This is a genomic window from Thermostichus sp. OS-CIW-33 (assembly GCF_054059615.1).
Map to the genome: position 1 here is coordinate 115126 of NZ_JBSSCH010000003.1, position 20543 is coordinate 135668.

The window sequence follows — 20543 nt, forward strand, 5'->3', positions numbered from 1 at the left end:
TTCAAAGAGGGATCCGGGATCAGTTTGTTGTTGAGGCAGTGGTTGGGGTGCAGGACACAAGGTAATGGAGGAGTCTGCCACTCAGGAAGAGATCCCTGGGGGATCTCCTTCAGCAGGGCCATCCCGTTCGTTGATGTCGGTGGCGGGCTTGGTGGCCGGGGCGACCTTGCTCAGTAAGGGCATAGGCTTTATTCGCCAAGCTTTGATTGCAGCAGTGTATGGCTCGGGGCCGGAGTACAGCGCCTTCGGGGTAGCCTACATCCTGCCCGGTTTTCTGTTGATTCTGCTGGGAGGGATCAACGGCCCTTTTCACAGCGCCATCGTCAGTGTCCTCAAAAAGCAGCGGGATCGGGACAGGGAGGATGCGGCTGCCTGGCTGGAATCCATTTCCACCTTGGTAGGCTGCCTGCTCCTGCTGGTCAGCTTGGGCCTTTGGTGGGGAGCGGACTGGGTGGTGCGCCTGAATGCGCCGGGAGCCAGCCCCGAAGTCCATGCTCTGGCCGCTGCGCAACTGCGGATCATGGCCCCTTTGGCCTTGCTCTCGGGGTGGATTGGCATCGGCTTTGGAGCGCTGAATGCTGCCGAACACTACGCCTTGCCTGCCCTTAGCCCGCTGATCTCCAGCTTGGCGGTGATCGGGATCCTGGTCACGCTGGGATGGACGGGGATCCCAACTTTGCTGGCCTGGGGCGTGCTCATCGGGGCCATTGCCCAATGGTTGGCCCAAGTTCCGCTCCAGATGCGGTTAGGGCTGGGGCGACCGCGCCTGCGCTTTGAGTGGGGATCCCCGCAGGTACGGGCGGTGGGCTTGCTGATGTTGCCGGCGGTGATCTCCTCCGGGATGATCCACATCAATGTTTATGTGGATCTGTTTTTTGCCTCTTTCGTACCTGGGGATCGCACCATCGGCAACTTGGGATATGCCCAGCTTCTGGTACAAACGCCGCTGGGGATCCTCTCCAACATGGTGCTGGTGCCCTTGATGCCTCTCTATGCCCAGTTGGCAGGGGATGGATCCCGTTGGCCGGAGCTGCGCCAGCGTATCCGCCAAGGGCTGATGCTTACGGCAATTGTGACCCTGCCCCTGTCGATGCTGTTGGTGGCTTTGGCCGAGCCCATTGTCCAAGTGGCCTACCAGCGGGGGCGCTTTACGCCGGAGGTGACACAAGAGGTGGCAGCCCTGCTCATGGCCTATGGTCTGGGGATGACCGGTTACCTGCTGCGGGATGTGCTGGTGCGGATCTTCTATGCCCTGGAGGATGGGGCTACGCCTCTGCGCATCAGCAGCATGGCCATTGGCCTGAATGCCCTACTGGACTTTCTATTTTTGCAGGCTTTTGGAGCGCCGGGCATTGCCCTGGCCACGGCGGGGGTTAATCTGGTGGCGCTGATCGGTTTGGGAATCCGGCTGCACCGGCACCTGCCGGGGATCCCTTGGCGGGAGATGGGACAAGCCCTGCTGCCGTTGCTGGGGATCACCGTCTTGGCCGGGGGGCTCAGCCATTGGCTGTGGACCCAACTGCGCTCCTACGAGATTGTGGGGTCTCCCCTGCTCACCGTCATCATTTGGGCCGGGCTGGCCGCGGGTTTAGGTCTAAGCTTGTTCGCCGCCGGAGCTCTCTACCTGCGGATCCCAGAAGTGGAGTGGGTAGCAGCCCGACTGCGGAAACGGGTAGGACGCCGGGGGAGCAAGTTGGCAAGCCGGAACTAGCTGATAGCTTCCAGGTAATCTCGCACGCGGTTGCGCCGCTTCGGCTGACGCAGCTTCTGCAGGGCTTTGGCCTCAATTTGCCGCACCCGCTCTCGCGACAGATCCAAGGCGCGACCGATTTCCGCCAGCGAATAGGTGCGCCCATCCCCCAAGCCGAAACGCATGCGGATCACATCCCGCTCGCGGCTGGTGAGATCCGAGAGCAACTGCTGTAGATCGCGATGCAGGGCTTCCCGCATCATGGTCTCTTCTGGAGAAATGTCGTCAGTTTCCAGCAAATCCCCCAGTTCGGTGTCCTTGTCTTTGCCCACCTTGGTTTCCAGAGAAACCGAGCGGGGCACCCGTACCAACAGCTCGCGTACTTGAGGCGGCGTCATCTCCAACTCGGAGGCGATGTCTTCGATGGTGGGGGTGCGGCCCTTTTCCTGGGAGAGCTTGCGCTGCGCTTTTTTGATCTTGTTCAGCTTCTCGGTGATGTGAACGGGCAGGCGGATGGTGCGGCTTTGGGTGGCAATGGCACGGGTAATGCCCTGCCGGATCCACCAGTAGGCGTAGGTACTGAAGCGGTAGCCCTTTTTTGGGTCGAACTTTTCCACCGCCCGCTCTAGGCCCAGCGTACCCTCTTGGATCAGATCCAACAGCTCCAAGCCGCGGTTTTGGTACTTTTTCGCCACCGACACCACCAGGCGCAGGTTGGCCTTGATCATGTGTTCTTTGGCACGCTTGCCAATTCGCTGAACCTGCTGCAGCTTTTCAGGGGTCAGTTGCGCCCACTCGGGGTACTGGTTAGCCTTGGCCACCCATTCCGCAAGAGTGGGATCCCGTCCCAACTCTTTCTGCAAACGCAGACGCAAATCCAAGAGCTTCATGTAGTCTTGGACTTTTTGGGCCAGGGCCACCTCTTCATCGCGCCCCAACAGAGGAACACGACCAATCTCCTGTAAATAGAGGCGCACCAGATCAGTGGAGCGGCGGGTTGGCTCCTCTTCCAGAAACTCGCCATCGGCCAGATCCACCTCTGCTTCTTCGGCAGCATCGAGGAGATCGGCGGGGCCATCCAACAAAATGTCGTTGAGTTCAGGTTCGTAGTTAGACATGTAGGGTGTTGCTGATGTAGCGACAGGGGTGGACAGTCCGGTGGGCTGAGAGAGGGATAGTAAACGATGTGGAGCGGGTTAAGCTTAAGTGTTCCCCTTTGCTCAACGCCTTGCGGCATTCGGAGGAAAATCACACATTGACCTCTTCCTCAACCCGACCTCATGCCCATACCCCACAGAGAAAGGCTAACGTGGCAGTGAAGGGATCACGCAACGGGTAGAGCGTGAGTCCCTTATCATAACTTAATTATAGTTGCATTTCTCATCTTCAGAGGCATGAGATCCAGCGTAGGATCCCCCCAGTTCAACCGTCACCGCCACTGCGAAAAAGCGTATTGCCCTCAGGGTGAACCCAGCAGCTCGTCCTTGGGGGAAGTAACCCCTCCATCCTAGAGGGTCTAAACTTCAAAGGTAGCGTGTAAATTGCTTTGCCTATTCCAATCTATTCGATTCTATTCGATGAACTGTTCCCATTCACCTATCCCACCCAGCTGTGGGGGAGCCAGACTCCCCGAACAGGTCAACCCCCTTCCTCTGGGCGGACTGGGCTCTGCTCAGGCACTTGGGTTGGCCATAGCGCCGCTGACGGGGGAAAAGGTTTCAACCTTGGCGTTGACGACTCTATTGGCCATCGGTCTATTCTTTTTTCTGCGAGCTGCGGGCAAGGATCGCGTGGAGAGTCGCCTCTACTTTAGCAGTCGCAGCCTGGAAGAAATGGGATCCGCTCTACGGGAGCACTTGGAAAGGCGTGGCTATCGTCTCCAGTCCGCCGATGCCGAGGGGATCGCCACCTTTGCAGGGCAGGGTCAGGCTAGCGTGGGGCTGGCCCTTTTTTTGACGGGGCTGGCGGGGACGGGACTGGCCTGTTTGGCCTTGGTGCTGCAGACCCTTGAGCCGGGGTGGGGAGCTTGGCCCTGGATGGTGGTGCTGGCTTCTCCTTGGGCGGGTTGGTACTACCGGCAGCGCAACCAACGCCCGGAACAAATCCGCCTGAAACTGCAGGAAGCCGACGAGGACTCTGTCCCGCTCTCGTCCTGGGAACGAACGCCAACGGCTTCTGGATCCCACCTGTGGGTGGAGGGGCATCGGGATGAGCTGGATGGGCTGGCTGCAGCCCTGGGGTTGCAAGAACGGGATCTGGATTAGGGGTAGGGGAGTCTAAGGCCAATCGGGAGAGAGAGGTGCTGGGATCAAAGACAGTTGATCCCCAACGGCAGGGTCGGGGATCCCATTGGGAGCGGGCTCTTTTTTGGAGTTCTTTTGGGCGAGGCGGCTTTTCCCTTGGTTTCTCAAGCCCAGGCCAATGCGGCTGTGTTTTTCCACCAAGGCCAGCACCTGTTCGGCCCGCTGGATTACCGGCTGCGGCAGGCCAGCCATGCGCCCCACCTCAATGCCATAGGAGCGATCTGCCCCCCCAGGCTGTACCTGGTGCAAGAAGATGATGCGATCTTGCAATTCCTTGACCACCACCTGAAAGTTGGCCACGTTGGGCAGCAAGGTCTCCAGTTGGTTGAGCTCGTGGTAGTGGGTGGCAAAGACCGTACGGGCGCGCACCTGAGTGGCCAGGTATTCCGCCACCGCCCAGGCAATGGAAAGGCCATCGAAGGTAGCGGTGCCTCGGCCAATCTCGTCCAGCAGCACCAAGGAGCGCTCGCCGGCGTGGTTGAGGATGTTGGCGGTCTCGTTCATTTCCACCATGAAGGTGGACTGGCCGGTAGCCAGATCGTCCACAGCGCCAATGCGGGTAAATACGCGGTCGCAGAGGCCCAACTCTGCCCGCCGCGCGGGGACAAAGCTGCCCATCTGGGCCAGGATTTGGATGAGCCCAATTTGCCGCAGGTAAGTGGACTTGCCGGACATGTTGGGCCCGGTGAGGACGATCAAATCGGGGCCGTGGGGGGATCCCAGCTGCACCGAGTTGGGGACAAATAGGCCCTGAGGCAGGGATTTTTCCACCACCGGGTGGCGACCCTCCTCGATGATCAGCCGGCGGTCTTCGGTGATTACGGGACGGGTGTAGCCCTGCTGCACGGCCACTTCCGCCAGGCCAAACAGGGCATCGACAGCAGCCAGGGTCTGGGCTACTTGGCGAATGGCCTCGGTCTGGGATCCCGCCTGCTGGCGCAGCTGCACAAACAGCTCGTATTCCTGCTGGTTGATGTCGGTCTGGGCGGTGAGAATGCGGGCCTCTTTTTCTTTCAGCTCAGGGGTAATGAAGCGCTCTTCGTTGGTCAGGGTTTGCTTGCGGATGTACTCTTTGGGGACTTGGTGGGCCTTGGCGCGGCTGATGCTGAGGTAGTAGCCGAAGGCCTTGTTGAAGCCCACCTTGAGAGTGGGGATCCCAGTGCGGTCGCGCTCGCTTTTTTCCAACTGGGCAACCCACTGGCGGTCTTGCTCCACCTGCTGCCGCAGCCTGTCCAGCTCTGGATCCACCCCGGGCCGGATCAGCCCCCCTTCGGTAAGGATGGGCGGGGGCGAGGGCAGGAGGGTGTGCTCGATGCGGCGGCCCAGATCCACCAGGGCGGGATCCACTTGCTGTAGGCTCTGCAGGAGGGGGGTTTTGGCCTCAGCCACTAGCTCGGCCAGTTGGGGCAGTTTGCCCAAGGAGGATCCCAGGGCCACCAGCTCGCGTGGGTTGGCGGTGCCGGAGGCGACGCGGTTGGCCAGGCGCTCCAGGTCGTACAGAGAGTCCAGGAGGGATCCCAGGCGGGCCCGCAGAGAAGGGTTTTCCAAAAGCTCTTGGATGGTGTCTTGGCGAAGGCGGATTTGCTCCGAATCCCGCAAAGGCTGCATTAGCCAGCGCCGCAAAGTGCGCCCCCCCATGGCTGTACGGCTGTGATCCAGCACCCAGAGCAGGGATCCGACAAAGGATCCCTCGCGGATGGTCTGGGTCAGCTCCAAGTTGCGGCGGGTTTGGGGATCCAAGATGAGGTAATCCGTCAACTGATAGGTGCGAGGGGGACGCAGGAGCGGATGGCCCCCCTGAGGAGAGGGCTGCACTAGGTTCTTTTGCGTCTCCTCCAAATAGTGCAACAGCCCCCCCGCCGCTCGAATAGCTAGGGGCAGCCCCTCGCAGCCCAATCCCTCCAGAGAGCGCAGGCCGTAGGTTTGCATTAGGTTCTCCCGCGCCACCGCCAACTCGAAAGGCTCCGCTGGGCGCAGCGTATAGGCGTACTGGCCGGGTAGCCCCAAAGGCCCTTGGGGATCCCCGGGCCGCAGTAGACCCAGGCCCAGTCCCTCCTCGGTGGGCAGCAGGATCTCCGCCGGCTGCAGCCGCGCCAGTTCCTGCTCCAGAGGCTCTTGCCCCTCGCTTTGACACACCCAGAACTCGCCGGTGGAGACATCCGCGTAGGCCAGGCCCCAGCGGCAGGGAGCTTGCCTTGATCCTTTGAGCTGCACAATGGCCGCCAGGTAGTTATTCTGCCGCGCCTGCAGCAGCTCTTCTTCGAGGACGGTGCCAGGGGTGATCACCCGTGTTACTTCCCGCCGCACCAAGCCCTTGGCTTGCTCTGCTGGCTCCATCTGGTCGCAGACGGCCAGGGCATAGCCTTTGGCCACCAACTGGGCGGCATAGCGGTCAAAGGCGTGGTAAGGGATCCCGCACATGGGTACCCTGCCGATGGCTCCGGCCTCTCGCCCGGTGAGCACCAGCTCCAGCTCCCGCGACACCCGCTGGGCGTCCTGGAAGAACATCTCGTAGAAATCCCCCAGGCGGTAGAGCAAGATGGCGTGGGGATACTGCCGCTTCAGCTCCACATAGTGCTGCATCATGGGGGTGAGCAGGGCGGGATCCACCTCTAAGGCATCCCAAGTAGGCTCGGCGGAAGAACTCATGGCATCAAAACGTGGGCAAGCAATGGGCTGAAGGTTCGGAGTCTAGCCAACTCGGGCCGACCAGCTTGGGCCATTCTAGATCCAGGTCTAGATGAAGTTTGAGACGTTTCCCCAGCCCTTCTCCCCTGATTCCCATTTCGCGGTTGGTTGCCATGACCTCGCTCAGGGTAGTTGGATCCCCCCTGAGGTAAGTCTGAATGGCTGGGCAGAGGCGCTGCCCGGTCTTGTCCAAAAGCCCTGAAGCGCAAGAGGGAGAAATTTAGGCACAAGCTATTGAAACTGACTTGCAACATCCAAGAAGCCTTGCTATTCTAGCGACTACGTTTTGTTGAGTTTGACTTTCAATAAAGCTCGGGAGGGAGGCCTGGCCAACTTGGCTGAGTTTTCCATCCCGCCCTTGCGGGCGGAGGGGGTTTCTTGGCCTCAGAAGGCTCTCTTCCTGGGCAAAGCTCGAGAGGTTTTCCCGGTGCTGGTCGATCGCGAGTGTCCGTATACAGAGGTTGAGGGGGGCAGAGGCTGGGGGCAAAGAAAGCGGCTGCTCTCGCCAATCGGTTTGACCTGTTTGCTATTGAGTTTCATTTTCCTAGTACTTTTGGTCTCGATTGCTTTGGGATCCGTTCCCATGACTTTCCCAGAACTCTGGCAAGCCCTGTGGGGGCAGGGGGATCCCATTCGGCAGACGATTGTTTGGCAGTTGCGGCTGCCGCGGGCGCTCTTGGCCCAGTTGCTGGGGGCGGCTCTGGGGATGGCAGGGGCCCTGTTGCAGGGGATGCTGGGCAATGGGCTGGCGGATCCCTACCTGCTGGGCATTTCGGCGGGGGCGGGCCTGGCGGCGGTGGGGTTGCTCACCTTGGGAGAGTGGACGGCTTGGGTGCCCCTGGCCGCTTGGGTGGGCGGGGTGCTGACTACCGTGTTGGTGTACGGGTTGGCGCGTACTCCCTCGGGACTGGCGGTGGAGCGGCTGATCTTGGCGGGGGTGGCCGTCAGCGCCCTGTTTGGGGCCATTAGCTCCACCTTGTTGTTGATGGCAGATGACCGGGTGCAGGTGGCTCTCACCTGGTTGATCGGCAGCTTGAGCGGGCGGGGCTGGCCAGAGGTGCAGGTGGCCGGGGCGTATATCCTGGTCGGCTTGGGATTGGGATGGGGGCAGGCGCGGGCTTTAAACCTGCTGAGCTTGGGGGAAGAGATGGCGGTGAGTTTGGGGATCCCTCTGGCGCGGACGCGGGTGGTGATTGGTCTGGTGGCGGCTTGGCTGGCGGCAACCGCTGTCAGTGTGGGGGGGGTGATCGGCTTTGTCGGTTTGGTGGTGCCCCACATGGTGCGGCAGGGGGTGGGATCCGATTACCGCTGGCTGTTGCCCCTTTCTGCCTTGGCAGGGGCGACCCTGCTGAGCGGTGCCGACATCCTGAGCCGTTTGGGCCCGATAGAGCTGCCGGTGGGGATTGTCACCGCTGTGATGGGGGCTCCCTTTTTCGGCTGGCTGCTGCGGCAGCAGGGGGCGGGGCGATGAGAGAGCCCATCCTGCAGGTCGAGGACTTGAGCGGGGGCTACGGATCCCGGACGGTGGTGCGACAGGTGAGCTTCAGCGTGCAACAGGGGGAATGGCTGAGCATTGTCGGCCCCAATGGTTCGGGCAAATCGACGGTGCTGCGGCTGTTGAGTCGGGTTCTGACTCCCCAAGCTGGGCGCGTGTACCTGGACGGTCGGGATCTGCACACTCAACTCACTCCCCAGCAGGTGGCCCGGCAGTTGGCTCTTTTGCCCCAGCAGCCGAGGATCCCGGCAGGGCTGACGGTGCGGCAATTGGTGAGTCTGGGGCGTTCTCCCCACCAGCCCTGGTGGGCGTGGCAGTTGACGCCGGCGGATCGGCAGCGGGTGGAGTGGGCTCTGGAGCAAGCAGGACTGGGATCCCTGGCGCTGCGGCGGGTGGAAACCCTCTCGGGGGGCGAGCGGCAACGGGCTTTTCTGGCGTTGGCTTTGGTGCAGGAGCCGCAGGTGTTGCTGTTGGATGAGCCCACCACCTTTTTGGATCTGCGCTACCAACTGGAGCTGCTGGAGCTGTTGCAACGGCTGAAGCAGGAGCAGGGGCTGACGGTAGTTACGGTGCTGCACGACCTGAACTTGGCCATTCGCTACAGCGAGCAGATTGCCTTGCTGGGATCCGGCCAGATGCAGGCCCTGGGGTCTCCCTTGGCGGTGTTGACCCCCAGCCGGGTGCGACAGGTGTTTGGCCTGGAGGTGGAGTGGATCTCGACTCCGGTAGGGCCACAGCTTTGCCCCCTGCGCAGCACAGCTCCAGCGGCAGCAAGGCTCCTCTCCCTGCCGGTGTCAGGGTGCTGAGGGAGGGTTTGTCCGGTTTTGCAGTGAGTTTTTCCTGGGGTGGATTTGAGGAGTCTGAGAGGTTATGCGCATGAACGGTCGTTGGTGGCGGGTGGTGAGTTTGGGGTTGAGTTTGGGAGTGGGCTGGGGATCCCTGTCCCAGGCTCAGCCCAATGCCCGGATCCCTGATTCGACAACTCCGCCGCTGTTGGCCCAGGCCACCCCTGCACCGACCACCCTGCCAGAGCAGATTAGGGAGCTGGAGGCGCAAATCGAAGCTGCCCGCCAGCGGGGGGATCAGGCAGAGGTGGAGCGGCTACAGGCCGAACTTCGGGCTCTCCAGCAGGAAGGCACGCCGATCTTTAACCTGCAACAGGTCACCGTAACCGGTACTCGCACCGAGCGCACCTTGGCCGACTCGCCCGCCAGCATTACCGTCATCGACCGGGAGCGGTTGCGGCGGGAGCTGGTTCAAAACATTCAGGATCTGGTGCGCTACGAGCCGGGGGTGAGCGTGCGGCGCAGCGTTCGCTACGGCCTGCAGGACTTCAACATCCGCGGCCTCGACGCCAACCGGGTGTTGATCCAGGTGGATGGGATCCGCCAGCCGGAGCGATTTTCCTTCGGCCCCTTCACCATTGGCCGGGATACCTTTGAGCTGGAGACCCTGAAAACTGTAGAAATTATCCGCGGCCCCGCCTCCACCCTCTACGGCAGCGACGCGCTGGGGGGTGTGGTGACCTATACCACCCTGGATCCAGCCGATCTGCTGGGGGAACGGGACAGCCATGTGGGCCTGTCCAGCCAGTACGACAGCAAAAACCAAGGGTACGTCAACACCCTCAGCTTGGCGGGTCGGCAGGATAACTTAGAGGCCCTGCTCATCTACACTCGCCGCGACGCCAGAGAGCCGGATATCCAGGCGGATCCCAGTTTCAAGGATCGGCAGACGGTGGAGGGAGACAATGTTCTGGCCAAGCTGGTCTATCGCTTCAGTCCCTTTGACAGCCTCACCCTGACGGCGGAATACTTCCACAACCGCACCACCACCACCTTTTCGCCCCGCAACCTGGATCCCGGCATCCGCTTTTTCAGGGAGACCATTGAGACCGAGCGCAGCCGCCTCAGCTTGGAATATCGCTACGCCAACCCCGATACCCCCGCTTTTGAGCTGGCCACCGTCCAGATCTACTACCAGCCGGCCCGCACCCAGGAGCCCAGCGTGGAAGAACGCACCCTCACGGTACAAGGTCGGCCCGTGCCTGTGCGTCGGGATACCTTCAACGAGCTGGTCAGCAACATTCTGGGAGCCAGCGTACAGGCCCAGAGCCGCTTCCAAACCGGGGATCTCTCCCACCGCTTGGTGTATGGAATGGAGATCTCCACCACCCGCAACGAACGTCCCCGCAACCGCTTCCAAACCAACCTGCTGACCGGGGCAGTCACCCAAAACATCCCCCCGGACACTTTTCCCACCAAAGATTTTCCCGACTCCGATACCGTGCGCTTTGGGCTGTATTTGCAAGATGAGATCGACTTTGGGGGCGGCAACTTTACCCTCATCCCCGGCATCCGCTACGACACCTACCGCCTCACCCCCAGCCCTGACGAAGCCTTCTTGAAAAGTGGGGCAGAAGCCGCCAGCCTGTTTGCCGATGCCATTTCTCCCAAGGTGGGCCTGGTGTGGAGGATTAATCCCAACCTCACCTTTACGGCCCAGTACAACACCGGTTTTCGGGCCCCTCAGTACAACGAAATCAACAGCGGCTTCACCAACCTGGTCAGCCCCTTCTTCCGCTACCGCACCCTTTCCAATCCCAACTTGCGACCGGAAACCAGCCAAGGCTTTGAAGTGGGGTTGCGGGGGATCTACCCCCAGGCCAGCTTTAGCTTGGCCGCCTACTACAACACCTACAACGACTTTATCGAGGCTTTCCGGGAGGTGGGATCCGAGCCTTCACCCCCCGGCCCGCCAGGGAGCCCGCCACCTCCACCGGTGACTCTCTTTCAGAGCCAGAACGTCAGTCGGGCCCGCATCTATGGTGTAGAAGCCACCGGGCAGTACTTCTTCAGCCCCAATTTGACCGGCTGGAGCCTCAATGGCAGCTTTGCCTGGGCGGTGGGGGATAACCTCACCGAAAACAAACCCCTCCTTTCCATTGAGCCACTGACGGCAGTACTGGGACTGCACTACGACGATCCCAGCCAGATCTGGGGAGCCAGGTTGGTGGCCACGCTGGTGGCGGATCCCCGCGACCCGCAACGGGAGGTAGTGCAACCGAACCCCAACGCTCCACCTCAAATTCCGTTTGTGCCCAAGGGCTACACCGTGGTGGATCTGCTGGGCTACTACAACCTGGACGACAACTGGCAATTGAATTTCGGGGTGTTCAATCTCTTTGATGAAAAGTATTTTCTCTACTCCGAAACCCGCTCTCTCTTTGTCGGCCCTGAAGTGGAACGGCGGGCCCAGCCGGGACGGCATGCTGCGCTCAGTTTTTCCACCCGGTTTTAGGGGCCAAGACCTGAGGCCGTGTTTACTCTGGATCCTGCTCTAACCGATGCTTGCCGAGCCACCTGCCCGCACCCCCAAGGGATCCCTCTCTCTTCTTCGGAAGTCCTGTCCCCAGCTTTTGTGGCGACTGCAGGGGTGGTATTGGCAGCAGGCGGGCATGGCCTGGGAGGCGGGGCTGGCTTGGTTGGCGTTGTGGCTTTGGGCTGGCGCAAGAGAGAGCGGCTGGCTGGAGTGTGCCGAGGAGCTGCTGCAAGAGGCTTGGGTGGCCGGCTATAGCTGGGCTGCCCTCTGGACAGCTTGCCAGGAGGGGGAAGATCCGCCGGGGACCGTCCTCCACCTGCGAGCCAGGGATCCCCGACCGCTGCGCCGGGAGGGGTTGATTTCCCTCCTCTTGCACCTGATGGCGCTGCTGGGGCTGGCTTGGTGGGGATCCCGGCCTTTATCAGACGCAGAACTCCGGATCCCAGTCACGCTTTTGCTGGAGGATCCCGAGCCACAGTTGCTCGAACCGGATTCAGAATCCATAGAATCTCTCCCACCAGAGCCAACAGCAGAGCCGCCCGGCCCGGCCCCGGAATCGCCCCCTGCAGACGATCTATCCCCACCGGAGCCTGTGCCCCAAGAGATCGAGATGCCAGCCATCCCGGAGGCTGAATCTTTGCTGGCCCTGCAAACTCCGACCCCTACGCCTCCACCGACCCCTACACCCATTCCCACGGCAAAGCCAGAACCCACCCCTACTCCTCCACTGACCCCATTACCGACAGCCACCCCGCAACCCACTCCTCCGCCACAACAGCCCACCCCAACTCCGGCGGTTACCCCCACCTCTACAGCGACTCCACTCACCTCCGCCCCGGTTACCTCAAGCACCCCTCTGCCCCGCTTTACCCCCTTGATCCAAGGGATCCGTTCCAGCGTAAAGACTGCCGCCGCTCCGCCTTCCCCCGGCAGCGAGAGCAGATTGGGGCCAAGGGATCCTGAAACTGGGACACCTGGCGGTATAGGTGCAGCCCAACCCCATTCCTCTGCCCCAACACCTGCCACCCCCAGTTCCTCCCCACCGACAGTGGCTGCCAACCCCCAGCCGGACATCCTGGCCCGCCCGATCCCCGGTCGCAATCCTCCGCCCCCCTACCCTCCTCAAGCTCGCCGTCTCGGCCAACAGGGGCAGGTGCTGCTGCGGGCCAAGGTCAATGCCCAGGGGCAGGTGCAGCAGGTGGAGATCGCCTCTTCCAGTGGGTTTCCCGCCCTGGATAGGGCAGCGCAGGAGGCGGTGCAGCGGTGGGAATTCAGCCCGGCCTTGAGAAACAACGCCCCCATCGAGTCTTGGGTGGTGGTGCCCATCCAGTTCACCCTCAATTGATTGCTGTTTGGGAATTGTTTTGGAGATTGTCTATGCTGTCTCGTCTTTCTCGCCGTCAACTGTTCGCCTTTGGTCTGGCCAGCGTGGGGGCCTGGGGAATGGGGCGTTTGGCCCAAGCCCAAGGTCGGATCCCTCAGGAGCCACTCCTGTCAGCGAGACAGAGTCCTTTTCGTCGGGTAGCCAGCCTCACCACCTTGACTGCCGATATCCTCTATCGCTTGGCCCCCGATAGGTTGGTGGGGATCCCTGCCGGTCGTTTGTTGGAGGAGGATCCCCGCTTCCAAGGCTTGACCCGCCTGGGGCTGGGCAACCAACCCAACCTGGAGCAGCTTGTGGCCCTACAACCGGACTGGGTGGTGGGGGCCAGTGGCTTTCACGAGGCTCTGGCAGAACGGCTGCAGGAGCTGGGGATCCCCACCTACCTCACCCGCGTGGACAGTTGGGCTGCTTTGGAAGAGACGATTGCCACCCTGGCTGCTGCTTTGGGGGCGGATCCCGATCCCTTGCTGCGGCAGTATGGATCCCTTTTGCCCCAGGAACTGCCCCGCGTTCGACCCAAAACCTTGCTCTTGGTGGGCACCCAGCCGATTCTTTCTCCCAACCGGCAAAGCTGGGCCGGGGATCTGCTGGAACGCTTTGGCGCGGACAATCTCACCGCTACCTTGCAAAGCCAAGGGCCTTTTCGGGGCTACGTCACCCTTTCGGCAGAGCGCATCCTGGAAGCCAACCCAGAAGTTCTGCTAGTGGTCAACCCGGAGGCGGCGGATCCCTTGGCGTTTTTCCGTTCCCGCCCCTTTTGGAATCGGTTGCAAGCCGTCCAAACTGGGAAAGTTTATGGATTTGACTACTACGGCTTGGTCAATCCCGGTAGCTTGGAGAAAATTAGAGTTGCCTGCGAGCAGTTAGCCCGCATTTTTTGAACGGACTTGGAGTGTCTCTCTAGTCCAAGCTATAGCGGGTCAGGCGCTGCACTTGCTCGGGAGCAAGGCCAAGCTCTTGGGCAATCTGAGCCGACACCTGGTCTGGATCCAGTTGTGGAAATTCAAATTCCAGCTTGCGCAGGTGGGGATTGGTGGTAGTCACCTCCACCTTGGTGTAGCCACGGGAGCGGCGGATCTCCGCCTGAATGGAAAGAATATCCAGAGCCAAGGTGGCTTGTTGCTGGCTGCGAATCGCCAAAGGTTGCTCTAGCCGGCGAGGACGGCTCAGCGCTTGGCCCGTCACCCACTCTCCCCCCGCCACAAAAAGAAGCCCTGCCAAGGGCAGCACCAGCCAAAAATCAAACCCTAGATCTTGCCACCGATGGATTTTGGGCCACCCCACCGTTGTTCTCTCCCTTGCAGAGGGCTATTTCCGTGATCCATCCTAGCCTGGGCAGTGGGAACTGGCCGTCTTGGTCAACGGCGCACAGGACGATGCGAATTTTGCTGGTGGAGGACGACCCGGAACAGTTGGAGCCTTTACAGGCTGCCCTGTCCAAGTGCGGCCACGTGGTTGACTGTGCCAAGGAAGGGGAGATGGCTGCCTGGCTGATGGAGGAGAAAGCCTATGATCTCCTGATTTTGGATTGGATGCTGCCGGGGCCAAGCGGGATCCAGCTCTGTCGGCAATACCGCCAATCGGGGGGATGTGCGCCGGTGCTGATGTTAACTGCCAAAGACGCAACATCGGATGTGGTGCAGGGGTTGGATGCGGGGGCGGACGACTATTTGGTCAAGCCGGTGGATCTGGTGGAGCTGCTGGCACGGGTGCGGGCTTTGGGACGCCGTTCCCCCCAATGGCAAGGAGACAGCCTCAGCCTGGGATCCCTGCACTTGCACTTGGCCAGCCTGACCCTAGAGCGGCAGGGGAGGCAGGTACAGCTTTCGGGCAAGGAGTTTCAATTGATGGAATACCTGATGCGCCATCCCAACCAGGTGCTCAGTCGGGGCCAGATCGAGCAGGCGGTGTGGGAATGGGGCTGTGAGCCGGAGAGCAATGCCGTGGCTGCATTGGTGCGGCGGTTGCGGCTACGGTTAAAAGAGGTGGAGGCCCAAGATTGGCTGGAATCGGTGTATGGCCAGGGGTACCGGCTGCGCATAGCCTCTCCAGAAGAGAACCCATGAAAGCAGTTTCTAGGGGGTGGCGATGGAGGTGAAAAGAGCTGAACACAAGCATTCTCTCCCATGGCTGGGCTGGAACTGGGTTTCCCTGGCACACCCCCTTCAGCCGCACCTGGGGCAGAAGGCTGCGACAAGAGGGACGGGATCCCTGGTGTTTCACCACAGCCGCCGTCGCTTGGCCCGCAGCTTTGCCGGGGTCATGGGGGGGATCCTGCTGGTGTTTGCCGCCGTCTTCTACCGCTTGGAAGTGGAGAACCAGTTGCAGGCTTTTGACGAGGAGCTGCAGGTTCAGGCCGGGATCATGGCGGCAGCCATTAAGTACGAGCTGCGCCAGGGGCAGTGGCGGTTGGTGTTGAACGAGGTGCCCTTTTTGGGGGGGAAAACCCAACCCCTCGACCATCACTTGGCCTATGTGCGCTGGTTCGATCCTGCTCCCGGCACCGGAAGGGAAAGCTTGGGATCCCTACGCCAGTACACGGGATCCCGGCCTCCTCTGGAGCTGTTTGACTTGGATGGCCCGCCTCACCATCTCCAACTGGGTTTCCAAACGGTGGAAGGAGAGAGCGGCTTACTGTTGCGCCAGCTCACGCTGCCGGTGCAGCAGGAGGAAAAGCTACTGGGCTACTTGCAACTGGCGGTGCCCCTGGAACCGCTGCAACTTACCCTGGGTCGCTTGCGCTGGGGGTTGGGGATCGGGATCCCGCTGACGCTGGCGTTGATCGGCGGGGCCGGCTGGATCTTGGGGGGGCTGGCGATGCAGCCGATTCGTCGCTCCTACGAGCAGTTGCAACGCTTCACTGCCGATGCTTCCCACGAGTTGCGCGCCCCCCTGGCCGCCCTGATGAGCAATGCTCAAATGGCTCTGCTGGCCCCGGAACAAGCTCAACCTCGCCTGGAAAAGGTGGTGAGCGGTGCCCGCCGCCTCAGCGTGCTGATCGATACCTTGCTGCAGTTGGCCCGCCAGCAGGGATCCCTGCCCCTGGAGGATCTGCCGCTTCTGAATTTGCGAGCGCTGTTGCAGGAGCTGAGCGAGCAATACCGCCCCCAAGCTGAGGCCCTTGGCCTTCACTGGCAATGCCACCTGCCTGAGACGGATCTTTCTGGGGGTTGGCTTGTGCGGGGGAACGCTGCCCTGCTGCGGCAGGCCATCGAGAACCTACTGCGCAATGCCCTGCAGTACACCCCTGCAGGCGGCACAGTGCAGGTGAGCCTGGAAAGCCAGCGCCAGCGCGCTTACCTCCACGTCAAGGATACAGGCATTGGCATTCCCCCCGAGCATCTGCCCCATCTGTTTGAGCGGTTTTACCGGGTGGATGAAACCCGTGCTCGCCATACGGGTGGGTTCGGTCTGGGCCTGGCCTTGGCCCAGCAGATCGTCACCGCCCATCGGGGATCCCTGCGAGTGGCCAGCCAAGTGGGAGAGGGATCGATATTTACGGTAGAGCTGCCCTTGTCATCTTCACGTCATTTTTCTCCGCCATTCTCAAGATGAGCCGCGATAACCCAAACCGGCTTGTCCTGTCGATTGGAGTCTATGACCAATGACGATTCGTTCCTCTTTTGCTCGCGCTCTGGGTTGTTCTCTGACGATTTTGGCTCTGCTCACCCCCCTGGTGCTGGGATCCCCGGCGCAAGCCCAGCGGGGCAGACGCTCTGCTCCTGAAGCCACAGCTCCCCTTCAGGTACAGCCAACTTGGCAGCGCCCGCGGGATCTTGAGCGAGCCAGCCGCGATCTGGCTAAGGCGCAGCGACACCTGGCCGAAGCCAGCTTCCTCTCTCAGCGGGGGTCTTCCCCAGAGGCTGCCCGCCTTTTGGAACACGGCCAGGAGAGCTTCACCAACGCCCAAGCCTCACTTGAGGCGGGGAACTTCTTCGCCGCCCGCGAGCAGGCCAAAGCAGCGGAAAACTTAGCCAAAGCAGCCAAAGTTCTCTATGAGGCGGAGCTGGGTTTCATGGGCCGCCCTGGCCGTTCCTTCTTCGAGGCCCCTTTCCGGGCTCAGGAGTACCTCAGCCGGCTGCAAGCGGAGATGGCCTTCGCCAACATCAACTCCGGCAGCGTCTCTGACCTGCAGAATCAAGTGCAGAACCTGTTGGGCAACGTGAGTACGGATCCCGGCAGCTACACCTTCGCCGACTACAGTCGCAGCAAAGCTGCCCGCTACTCTGCCCGCGCAGCCCTCCATCTGTTGGCGGCTGAGCGCCTCGGAGGGGTGGCTGCCCTGAGTAGGCGCTGATCTGGCCTACCCTGAACTGAGGGGATAGAAGGGATCCCTGCTGGCTGAGTTTCCGGGGTTAACCCCTCTATCTTCTCTGGCCCCTGCTGCAGTTGGGTTAAAGTGAAAGCCCCCAGAGCGGGGGCTGTTCTTCTCGAATACTGACTGATCGCGTCTTTACATCTCCCTTGGTGTACCTGCGTTTCCTGCACCTGTGGCACTTTCGCAACTACCGGGATCAAGAGATCACCTTTGACGCGCCCAAAACCATCCTGGTGGGGGAGAACGCCCAGGGCAAGACCAACCTGCTGGAAGCGGTGGAGCTGTTGGCCACCTTGCGCTCGCGGCGGGCCAGCCGGGATCGGGAGCTGGTATACCAAGAGGAGCGACAAGCCCGGATTGCCGCCACGGTGGAACGGCTGGGGGTGGCCCACGAGCTGGTGATGGAGCTGCGCAGCAGCGGCAGGCGATCCCTGAAGGTGGACGGGCAGGTGCTGCGCCGCCAGGTGGACTTTTTGGGACAGGTGAATGCCGTGGTGTTCTCCAGCCTGGATCTGGAGCTGGTGCGAGGGGGGCCAGAGGCGCGGCGCAATTGGTTGGATGGGGTGTTGCTGCAGCTGGAGCCAGCTTACCTCGGCCTGGTGGAGCAATATCGCCAGATCCTCAAGCAGCGCAACGCCCTACTGAAGCAGGATCCCGCGGCTGCCGGCGACAAGTTCTCGCAGATGGACTTCTGGGATGCCCAACTGGCCACCACCGGTAGCCGGATCATGCGCCGTCGTGCCCGGCTGCTGCAACGGCTGGAACCCCTGGCCGCCCGCTGGCACCAAACCATCAGCGGCGGACGGGAGACCCTCACCCTCACCTATCGACCCCAGGTGCCCCTGCCGGATCCCCAGGCCGATCCCGAGGTGGCTCAGGCCCAATTTTTGACGGAGCTCCGCGCCAAGGCCGCCGCCGAACAGGCCCTGGGCACTTCCCTGGTCGGCCCCCACCGGGACGAGGTGGAGCTGTGCATCAACGGAGCCGCCGCCCGCGCCTACGGATCCCAGGGGCAGCAGCGCACCTTGGTCTTGGCCCTAAAGCTGGCCGAGCTGGAGCTGATCGAGCAGGTGGTCAGGGATCCGCCCTTGCTGCTCTTGGACGATGTGCTGGCCGAGCTGGATCTGCAGCGGCAAAACCAGCTCTTGGAAGCCATTCAGGAGCGCGTGCAAACCTTGGTTACCACCACCCATCTGGGATCCTTCGACGCCAGCTGGCTCAAGGCCGCCCAAATCCTTCAGGTGCAAGGGGGGCAGCTTTTTCCCAGCAAAACAGGGGATGGGATCCCGTAGGACAGACCGGAGCTCTGGCAGTGAGGGAAACCCTATCTGGGAGGGGGGCTGGGGGTGGTCGCGTCAGCGGCGCCGAGCGCTTGGGCTTTACAGCCGAGCGCGATCCAGGCTGCGGTATTGAATCGCTTCGGCAATGTGGGTGGGGGCAATGGCCTCCGCGCCCTCGAGATCGGCGATGGTGCGGGCCACCTTGAGGATGCGGTCGCTCCCCCGCGCAGACAGGGCCAACTTTTGGATGGCGCTTTCCAAGAGCTTGCGACAGGGATCCGAAAGGGAGCACCACTGCCGCAGGTGGCGGGATTGCATCTGGGCGTTGCAGTGGATCCCAGGCTCGTTTTGAAAGCGCTGCCGCTGCCGTTGTCGTGCCCGCTCCACCCGCCGCTGCACCGCTTGGGAAGATTCGCCGCCCTGGGCGCGGACAATTTCTTCCGGCTTAAGGCGGTTGACCCGCACCTGCAGGTCGATGCGATCCAGCAGCGGGCCGGAGAGCTTGGACCAGTAGCGCTCCCGCTGTTGCGGCGTACAGGTGCAGGGGTGAACGGGATCCCCGTAGAAGCCGCAGGGACAGGGGTTGGTGGAGGCCACCAGGGTGGTTTGGGCGGGAAACTCTAGGGAAACGCGGGCGCGGGAGATGGTGACTTTGCCATCTTCCAGGGGTTGGCGCAGCACCTCCAGCACCTCCCGCCGGAATTCCGTCAGCTCATCCAGGTACAGGATGCCATGGTGGGCCAGCGAGATTTCCCCGGGCTTGGGGTAGGGGCCGCCACCCACCAGCGCCACTGCCGAAGCCGAATGGTGGGGAGCGCGAAAGGGCCGCTGGGCGATCAGGGGGGTCTGGCGTCCCAGGTGCAGGTTTTGCCGCAACAGGCCGGCTGCCGAGTAGATGCGGGTGATCTCCAACATCTCTTCCCACTGCAGCTGGGGCAGAATGCCGGGCAGTCGCCGCGCCAGCATGGTCTTGCCCGCTCCCGGGCTGCCCACCAGCAACAGGTTGTGCCCGCCGGCTGCCGCGATCTCCAGAGCCCGCCGGGCATGTTCTTGCCCCTTCACATCGGCCAAATCCAGCAGGGGTTCCGTTTCGGTTGGCAACATCTGTTCTGGCTGGATCCGCACCGGCTCAACTCCCTCTGGGTTTTGCAGCCAGCCCACCACCGCCGCCAAGGAGGGCAGCCCATACACTTGGATCCCTTGCACCACCGCTCCTTCCGGCCCATTTTCCTGGGGTACCACCAGGCGGCGGATCCCCATCTCGGCAGCGCTGGCGGCAATAGGCAGAACCCCGGCCACCGGGCGTAGGGTGCCGTCTAGGGCCAATTCCCCCACCATCAGGGTGTTGGCCAGCGCTTCCCCCTCGATCACCCCGGAGGCCGCCAAGATCCCGATGGCAATGGGCAGATCGAAGCTGGGGCCCTCTTTGCGCAGATCGGCAGGGGCCAAGTTGACGATGATCCGCCGCTGGGGTAAAGCAAAGCCGGAGTTCTTGATCGCCGCCCGCACTCGCTCTTTGGCCTCCTGAACGGCAGTATCGGGCAGTCCCACCAAGGTGATCTGGGGCAAGCCACCGCCCACATCCACCTCCACCGTAACCTGCACGGCCCGGAGTCCCAGCAGAGCGGCAGCAGTGACTTGGGCAAACAATGCTGTCACCTCCCTCGGATAGTTCTTTTACCCTTTGCACAAGTGGCCGCAGGCCTATTCTGTCCCAACACGTATCCTGGCCGAAATTGGGATCCCCACGCTGCCGGCTGCATTTGCCCAAGGAGAATGTCACAATCATCTCAGGTTTTTCCTGCCCCCAAGGAGGCACGTCGGTTTTCGCAGTCGCAGTCTTTAATGAATGCGGGATCCCGGATCCGAGCTTGCCGAATGGCTCAGGCTTGGGTTGGCTGTTGCTGCCGCCTTTGCGCAGCACAGCAGCGGTGAGGCTATGTTCTGACCAGGATGGGAACCCCCAGGGGGGGATAGCAGGGATCCGGATCCCTCTGATCGCAGCCTGCACCTCCAACCCAGATTTCCCCAGCCATTTGCCCTTTGGCAGAGGTCAAAAGGCGG

Annotated in this window: 15 protein-coding genes; 11 read left to right on the forward strand and 4 right to left on the reverse strand. The window is 61.9% G+C overall.

The window, feature by feature from the left end:
* Window positions 1–64 precede the first annotated feature (64 nt).
* Window positions 65–1711: a murein biosynthesis integral membrane protein MurJ gene (murJ, locus tag ACVWZG_RS03160; RefSeq protein WP_457405096.1), complete on the forward strand. Its 1647-nt coding sequence runs from the start codon at window positions 65–67 to the stop codon at window positions 1709–1711.
* Here murJ and sigC read toward each other — a convergent pair.
* The gene (sigC, locus tag ACVWZG_RS03165; protein WP_414374965.1) at window positions 1708–2808 is read right to left on the reverse strand and encodes an RNA polymerase sigma factor SigC; all 1101 of its coding nucleotides are present in this window, start codon (window positions 2806–2808) and stop codon (window positions 1708–1710) included. The genes murJ and sigC overlap by 4 nt on opposite strands.
* Before the next feature lie 567 nt (window positions 2809–3375).
* Between sigC and ACVWZG_RS03170 the strand changes: the two genes are divergently transcribed.
* The gene (locus tag ACVWZG_RS03170) at window positions 3376–3954 is read left to right on the forward strand and encodes a cofactor assembly of complex C subunit B (RefSeq protein WP_414428372.1); all 579 of its coding nucleotides are present in this window, start codon (window positions 3376–3378) and stop codon (window positions 3952–3954) included.
* Between the two features lie 12 nt (window positions 3955–3966).
* Here ACVWZG_RS03170 and mutS read toward each other — a convergent pair whose 3' ends face one another.
* Window positions 3967–6642 carry a DNA mismatch repair protein MutS gene (gene mutS / locus ACVWZG_RS03175; protein WP_457405094.1) on the reverse strand — a complete coding sequence of 892 codons (2676 nt, stop codon included), beginning with the start codon at window positions 6640–6642 and terminating at the stop codon, window positions 3967–3969.
* Window positions 6643–7108: 466 nt separating this feature from the next.
* On the opposite strand from mutS, the gene ACVWZG_RS03180 reads away from it, so the two are divergent.
* The 5 genes from ACVWZG_RS03180 (at window position 7109) to ACVWZG_RS03200 (ending at window position 13762) form a co-directional block, all read left to right on the forward strand.
* Window positions 7109–8152, forward strand: coding sequence for a FecCD family ABC transporter permease (locus tag ACVWZG_RS03180; RefSeq protein WP_414424714.1), 1044 nt, complete (start codon window positions 7109–7111; stop codon window positions 8150–8152).
* Window positions 8149–8982, forward strand: coding sequence for an ABC transporter ATP-binding protein (locus ACVWZG_RS03185; protein ID WP_457405093.1), 834 nt, complete (start codon window positions 8149–8151; stop codon window positions 8980–8982). The genes ACVWZG_RS03180 and ACVWZG_RS03185 overlap by 4 nt, the downstream gene beginning before the upstream one ends.
* Window positions 8983–9046: 64 nt before the next feature.
* On the forward strand, window positions 9047–11476 hold the full coding sequence (locus ACVWZG_RS03190) for a TonB-dependent hemoglobin/transferrin/lactoferrin family receptor (protein WP_457415197.1): 2430 nt from the start codon (window positions 9047–9049) through the stop codon (window positions 11474–11476).
* Window positions 11477–11522: 46 nt separating this feature from the next.
* Window positions 11523–12842, forward strand: a complete 1320-nt coding sequence (locus tag ACVWZG_RS03195; RefSeq protein WP_414408478.1) for an energy transducer TonB — start codon at window positions 11523–11525, stop codon at window positions 12840–12842.
* Window positions 12843–12874: 32 nt separating this feature from the next.
* The gene (locus ACVWZG_RS03200; RefSeq protein WP_011434267.1) at window positions 12875–13762 is read left to right on the forward strand and encodes an ABC transporter substrate-binding protein; all 888 of its coding nucleotides are present in this window, start codon (window positions 12875–12877) and stop codon (window positions 13760–13762) included.
* 19 nt (window positions 13763–13781) lie between these two features.
* Here the strand turns inward: ACVWZG_RS03200 and ACVWZG_RS03205 are convergent, their stop codons facing one another.
* Window positions 13782–14165: a hypothetical protein gene (locus tag ACVWZG_RS03205; RefSeq protein ID WP_011434266.1), complete on the reverse strand. Its 384-nt coding sequence runs from the start codon at window positions 14163–14165 to the stop codon at window positions 13782–13784.
* A gap of 92 nt (window positions 14166–14257) precedes the next feature.
* Between ACVWZG_RS03205 and rppA the strand changes: the two genes are divergently transcribed.
* The 4 genes from rppA (at window position 14258) to recF (ending at window position 18491) form a co-directional block, all read left to right on the forward strand.
* Window positions 14258–14947 carry a two-component system response regulator RppA gene (rppA, locus tag ACVWZG_RS03210; protein ID WP_414355523.1) on the forward strand — a complete coding sequence of 230 codons (690 nt, stop codon included), beginning with the start codon at window positions 14258–14260 and terminating at the stop codon, window positions 14945–14947.
* Window positions 14948–14969: 22 nt separating this feature from the next.
* A complete protein-coding gene (locus ACVWZG_RS03215) occupies window positions 14970–16436 on the forward strand; it encodes a sensor histidine kinase (RefSeq protein WP_414374970.1) in 1467 nt (488 codons plus the stop codon).
* A 49-nt stretch (window positions 16437–16485) separates the two neighbouring features.
* On the forward strand, window positions 16486–17178 hold the full coding sequence (locus tag ACVWZG_RS03220) for a DNA-binding protein (protein WP_457405089.1): 693 nt from the start codon (window positions 16486–16488) through the stop codon (window positions 17176–17178).
* Between the two features lie 170 nt (window positions 17179–17348).
* Window positions 17349–18491, forward strand: a complete 1143-nt coding sequence (recF, locus tag ACVWZG_RS03225) for a DNA replication/repair protein RecF (protein WP_457405087.1) — start codon at window positions 17349–17351, stop codon at window positions 18489–18491.
* A gap of 87 nt (window positions 18492–18578) precedes the next feature.
* Here the strand turns inward: recF and ACVWZG_RS03230 are convergent, their stop codons facing one another.
* Window positions 18579–20129 carry a YifB family Mg chelatase-like AAA ATPase gene (locus tag ACVWZG_RS03230; protein WP_011434260.1) on the reverse strand — a complete coding sequence of 517 codons (1551 nt, stop codon included), beginning with the start codon at window positions 20127–20129 and terminating at the stop codon, window positions 18579–18581.
* Between the last annotated feature and the right edge of the window lie 414 nt (window positions 20130–20543).

Excerpts from the sequence above, each read along its gene's own strand:
- murJ (WP_457405096.1), top strand. The coding sequence starts at position 65 with ATGGAGGAGTCTGCCACTCAGGAAGAGATCCCTGGGGGATCTCCTTCA.
- sigC (WP_414374965.1), bottom strand. The coding sequence starts at position 2,808 with ATGTCTAACTACGAACCTGAACTCAACGACATTTTGTTGGATGGCCCC.
- mutS (WP_457405094.1), bottom strand. The coding sequence starts at position 6,642 with ATGAGTTCTTCCGCCGAGCCTACTTGGGATGCCTTAGAGGTGGATCCC.
- ACVWZG_RS03185 (WP_457405093.1), top strand. The coding sequence starts at position 8,149 with ATGAGAGAGCCCATCCTGCAGGTCGAGGACTTGAGCGGGGGCTACGGA.
- ACVWZG_RS03190 (WP_457415197.1), top strand. The coding sequence starts at position 9,047 with ATGCGCATGAACGGTCGTTGGTGGCGGGTGGTGAGTTTGGGGTTGAGT.
- ACVWZG_RS03195 (WP_414408478.1), top strand. The coding sequence starts at position 11,523 with ATGCTTGCCGAGCCACCTGCCCGCACCCCCAAGGGATCCCTCTCTCTT.
- ACVWZG_RS03200 (WP_011434267.1), top strand. The coding sequence starts at position 12,875 with ATGCTGTCTCGTCTTTCTCGCCGTCAACTGTTCGCCTTTGGTCTGGCC.
- rppA (WP_414355523.1), top strand. The coding sequence starts at position 14,258 with ATGCGAATTTTGCTGGTGGAGGACGACCCGGAACAGTTGGAGCCTTTA.
- ACVWZG_RS03215 (WP_414374970.1), top strand. The coding sequence starts at position 14,970 with ATGGAGGTGAAAAGAGCTGAACACAAGCATTCTCTCCCATGGCTGGGC.
- ACVWZG_RS03220 (WP_457405089.1), top strand. The coding sequence starts at position 16,486 with ATGACGATTCGTTCCTCTTTTGCTCGCGCTCTGGGTTGTTCTCTGACG.